A 3,961-nucleotide genomic window follows, 5' to 3' on the forward strand; every position below is an offset into this window, starting at 1 on the left:
AAGATAAGATTTCCCACCGCAAGGGTAAGACCCCAGAAAGACTATCTGGTTGATAGGTCGAAGGTGTAAGTGCAGCAATGTATTTAGCTTATCGATACTAATAGGTCGAGGACTTGACCAATATTTACTTGATGTTCACTCACTAAGATATATGTGTAGTTTTTAGAGTGTTAATTTTATATATTTAAACTTGTCAAAGATTATAGATTTTTAATAGTTTTATAAACTAAAAAATCAAATGAAAAAAGTACTGATACAATAAGACAAAGATATTGTTATAATACGTATCTTAGAAAAAGTTAAATTAAAATTTAGACAATAATCTGGTTATAATAGCAGAGAGGATACACCTGTTCCCATTCCGAACACAGAAGTTAAGCTCTCTAGCGCTGATGGTACTTGGTGGGAAACTGCCTGGGAGAGTAGGACATAGCCAGGTGATATGCAAAGTAGCGGAACTGGCAGACGAACAGGACTTAAAATCCTGCAGGACTTACCTCTCGTACCGGTTCGGTTCCGGTCTGCGGCATTTGAGATGCTTCAAACCCTAATAAATATTGGGTTTGAAGCATTTTTCATTTTGTATAGGATTGCAACACCCTCTTCTGGTAAATGTTCCATCTGTATACTGTAATATGGATTTCCTTTCAGGAAATCTTCCCGTTTCCTGTCCAAGATTGGAATAGTTTCATCAAATGCTTTGGCTTGATATTCACAATCTACATGGTAGCTATCTCTGAATCAGATATAAAGCGATTCCAGATACTCATATCTTCCTCAATGGTCTTACCAGATACAATTTTTGTCATTTCTATATGCGGTGCCATTTCTGATGAAGAAAGTGTAGCATTTTCAATATAAACAAGCAAGCTCTTAATAGAAGCCAGTAATTGTTTCTGTGGTTCGGTTAATTCTAAATGATGGCTTTTGGACATAGAACATTGTAGCTTGTCTGCGGAGATAAGATTTTCAACCCTCATTTCGAAATGTGTTTGCCATGTTCTTAAAAATGTTCTTTTGAAATTCTTTTTTGTTCTATGTACTGTTTTATATCAATTTTCTTTTCTCTATAAATATTTTTTCAATTCCTGATGTTTTTCAAAAGTTTCCAAGGCTAAGCGTTGTTTTTTATTTAAACGTGCGTGTGAAATTTCCTCTAAAATTCCATTTTCGCGGTTTGTCATTTTATCCCACTGCATTTTAATACTGGCTGCTACATTCTTTATGAGCCAGTCTCGGTTTTTCTGTAAATATTCATCAAGGGAGTTTGGCTTCATACACAACTTTACATTCTGAACATCTTGTAGATGTGTGGTGGCTTACAGGGGACAATGTATCTATGCAGAAAATGTCAGTCATGCTAGAAGCTACTGCGGAATCGGGACGATTGCTAGAATATGTATTTTACAGAAATACAGACACGGAATATCTTCTTGATAAAGTAGATGATGTATATATTGGTTTGATGAACGAATACGCTGTTCTGATACCGAGATTCTATATTCTTGTAAATACAAGCTGTAACGAAATGCATATACTTCCGCTGTTTTTTCGTAAAGATTCTAAACGATTTTATCAGTGCCCTACGGAATTGCTGAACCAAGAACATAACAGCATTTTTACCAGAGGCTTTGAAATTATTGATATGGTACTGGAAACTTCCCAGATTTATTACTACGTAATAGATACGGAAACTTATGAGCCGAAAATCACACTACTTATCTACTCAGCAAACAAAAAATACTATGAAGAAAAGCCAGATTACCTCAAAGTACCAATAGACGAATTTATCAGAGAAATCGAAAAGGAATCATTGTATCTCCTTTACCTCACTAGGTGTTGGGAAAGTCTGACACAATTTGGGTTATCATACTATATGAGGTCTGAAAAATTCTATTACAAAAGTTACTGCCATAATGGCGATTGGCAAATATTGGGATAAATCATTCACTTTAGAATCTTGGTTATAATTTGACTTTACAATTTTTAGTTTTACAATTAATCTAAAGCACAAATAACCAATTATTGTTCCAAGAACATTTGTGAGCAAATCATTAACATCGCTGGCTCTATATAATGTGAATAGTTGAATAATTTCAATAAACAAAGATAAACCTGTTCCAAGTAAAATTGCGTTTTGAGCACGTTCATATATTCTGTTTATCATGGGGCACAAAAGTCCTAAAGGGATAAAAAGAAAAATGTTTAGTAAGAAACTCAAACTAAATCCATCACTGAATGGAATTAGTTTGATGTTTGGATTAAAGAAAGGTTCTCCTAATTGTGATAATCGGCTAAATTCACTAATTGTAGGAATACAACAATTTTTGTAAATATAAGGCATAAATAGTAGTACATGACCAATGATAAGATTGATGTTCGACATTTAGGAGTACTATTGTTCCTTTTAAATATCATTATTAAAAAAATTCCTATTAATATAGCTCCCAAAATAAAAACAGGGTCGATTTGTAATAAATCTTTAATCGAATCCCAAAACCCAAGTTGAATATTGACACTTGTTTTTGTATTTTGTACAATGTCCATATAAATTTGTACCACAATCTCAGATAGATTATTTGATAGTAATTATATCAAAATAAAATATATAAGTCTATAAAGCGTTTCTTAAAAATAAATGAAATTCTTACAATTATAATTAAGTTGATAAAGTAGAAAAAAGTGTGAGATGTGTAGATTTCTTTAATGAAAAAAATTGTACAACTAATAGCAGAGGTAGCACAATCTTCCTTTCTATGTGGTTTGTGAGTGTCCGCAGAACTCTGGTAGTCCAAGCTGTAAACGATGAGTACTAGGTGTCGGGGGTTACCCCCTTTGGTGTTGCAGCTAACGCATTAAGTAATTCGCCTGGGAAGTACGCTCACAAGGGTGAAACTCAAAGGAATTGACGGGGACCCGTACAAGTAGCGGAGTATGTGGTTTAATTCGAAGCAACGCGAAGAACCTTACCTAAGCCTGATATCCCAATGACATCTCCTTAATCGGAGAGTTCCCTTCGGGGACATTAGTGACAGGTGGTGCATGGTGGTCGTTAGCTAGTGTCGTGAGATATTGGGTTAAGTCCTGCAACGAGCGCAACCCTTGTCTTTAGTTGCCATCATTAAGTTGGGCACTCTAGAGAAACTGCCAGGGATAACTTGGAGGAAGGTGCGGCTGAATCACCTCCTTTCTAAGAAGAATTGCCTACTGTTTAATTTTGAAAGTTTTTGATAAACTTTATATATGGAGGTGTAGCTCTGTTGGGAGGGCACTTGCCTTGCAAGCAAGGGGTCAAGAGTTCAACTCTCCTCATCTTCACCATTTAAGAGTATATTACCTAAATCTTTGATTTATATATGTAGTTTTTAGAGTGCTAACTTTATATGTTTAAACTTATCAAAAAGTATAGATTTTTAATAGTTTTATAAACTAAAAAATCTAATGAAAAAAGTGTTGACACAATAAGATAAAGATGTTATTATAATACTTGTCTTAGAAAAAAGTTAAATTAAAATTTAGATAATAATCTGGTTATAATAGCAGAGAGGATACACCTGTTCCCATTTCGAACACAGAAGTTAAGCTCTCTAGCGCTGATGGTACTTGGTGGGAAACTGCCTGGGAGAGTAGGACATAGCCAGGTAATGTGCCGAAGTGGCGGAACTGGCAGACGCACAGGACTTAAAATCCTGCGGGACTTACCTCTCGTACCGGTTCGATTCCGGTCTTCGGCACCACAAATTATTGTGGGCCATTAGCTCAGTTGGTTAGAGCGCCCGGCTCATAACCGGTAGGTCTGGGGTTCGAGTCCCTGATGGCCCACCACAATAATTTAAAGAACTTTGAAAATTAAACAGTAGGTTAATTTATAAACAAGAAACAAACCATAAAGCCAGATATTTTGATAACAATAGTATCTGAGCCTGATAAACTTTTATTTGAGAGTTTGATCCTGGCTCAG

General features: G+C 35.3%; 5 protein-coding genes, 3 tRNA genes, 3 rRNA genes and 1 other annotated feature. Of the genes, 8 read left to right on the plus strand and 3 right to left on the minus strand.

What is annotated here, in order from left to right; genetic code table 11:
- Both IR152_RS19440 and rrf (IR152_RS19445) read left to right on the plus strand, forming a co-directional pair.
- Nucleotides 1-121 (plus strand): 23S ribosomal RNA (locus IR152_RS19440); the annotation flags it as partial.
- 201 nt (nt 122-322) lie between these two features.
- Nucleotides 323-439 (plus strand): 5S ribosomal RNA (gene rrf, locus IR152_RS19445).
- Between the two features lie 280 nt (nt 440-719).
- Here rrf (IR152_RS19445) and IR152_RS19450 read toward each other — a convergent pair.
- On the minus strand, nt 720-869 hold the full coding sequence (locus tag IR152_RS19450; RefSeq protein WP_227453480.1) for a hypothetical protein: 150 nt from the start codon (nt 867-869) through the stop codon (nt 720-722).
- 198 nt (nt 870-1,067) lie between these two features.
- Nucleotides 1,068-1,277 carry a hypothetical protein gene (locus IR152_RS19455; protein WP_227453481.1) on the minus strand — a complete coding sequence of 70 codons (210 nt, stop codon included), beginning with the start codon at nt 1,275-1,277 and terminating at the stop codon, nt 1,068-1,070.
- A gap of 62 nt (nt 1,278-1,339) precedes the next feature.
- On the opposite strand from IR152_RS19455, the gene IR152_RS19460 reads away from it, so the two are divergent.
- Nucleotides 1,340-1,942: a transcriptional regulator gene (locus IR152_RS19460; protein ID WP_227453482.1), complete on the plus strand. Its 603-nt coding sequence runs from the start codon at nt 1,340-1,342 to the stop codon at nt 1,940-1,942.
- Here IR152_RS19460 and IR152_RS20320 read toward each other — a convergent pair.
- Entirely contained in the window at nt 1,868-2,221 is a 354-nt protein-coding gene (locus tag IR152_RS20320; protein WP_413927523.1) for a VanZ family protein, read from the minus strand. The two genes, IR152_RS19460 and IR152_RS20320, sit on opposite strands and share 75 nt — an antisense overlap.
- Here IR152_RS20320 and IR152_RS20325 point away from each other — a divergent pair.
- The 5 genes from IR152_RS20325 to IR152_RS19485 all read left to right on the plus strand — a co-directional run bounded on the left by IR152_RS20325 (nt 2,166) and on the right by IR152_RS19485 (nt 3,825).
- Nucleotides 2,166-2,333, plus strand: a complete 168-nt coding sequence (locus IR152_RS20325) for a hypothetical protein (protein ID WP_311315461.1) — start codon at nt 2,166-2,168, stop codon at nt 2,331-2,333. The two genes, IR152_RS20320 and IR152_RS20325, sit on opposite strands and share 56 nt — an antisense overlap.
- Nucleotides 2,334-2,936: 603 nt before the next feature.
- Nucleotides 2,937-3,208, plus strand: a sequence feature (16S ribosomal RNA rRNA prediction is too short).
- A 37-nt stretch (nt 3,209-3,245) separates the two neighbouring features.
- A tRNA-Ala gene (locus tag IR152_RS19470) sits at nt 3,246-3,321 on the plus strand.
- A gap of 205 nt (nt 3,322-3,526) precedes the next feature.
- Nucleotides 3,527-3,643: ribosomal RNA gene (rrf, locus tag IR152_RS19475) — 5S ribosomal RNA — on the plus strand.
- A 5-nt stretch (nt 3,644-3,648) separates the two neighbouring features.
- Nucleotides 3,649-3,737: transfer RNA gene (locus tag IR152_RS19480), tRNA-Leu, on the plus strand.
- Nucleotides 3,738-3,748: 11 nt separating this feature from the next.
- Nucleotides 3,749-3,825: transfer RNA gene (locus IR152_RS19485), tRNA-Ile, on the plus strand.
- Nucleotides 3,826-3,961 lie beyond the last annotated feature (136 nt).

Source organism: Clostridioides sp. ES-S-0108-01, assembly GCF_020662285.1.
Classification (GTDB): Bacteria; Bacillota; Clostridia; order Peptostreptococcales; family Peptostreptococcaceae; genus Clostridioides.

Coding starts and splice junctions, on each gene's coding strand:
- IR152_RS19455 (WP_227453481.1), bottom strand. CDS start 1,277: ATGAAGCCAAACTCCCTTGATGAATATTTACAGAAAAACCGAGACTGG.
- IR152_RS19460 (WP_227453482.1), top strand. CDS start 1,340: ATGCAGAAAATGTCAGTCATGCTAGAAGCTACTGCGGAATCGGGACGA.
- IR152_RS20325 (WP_311315461.1), top strand. CDS start 2,166: ATGGGGCACAAAAGTCCTAAAGGGATAAAAAGAAAAATGTTTAGTAAG.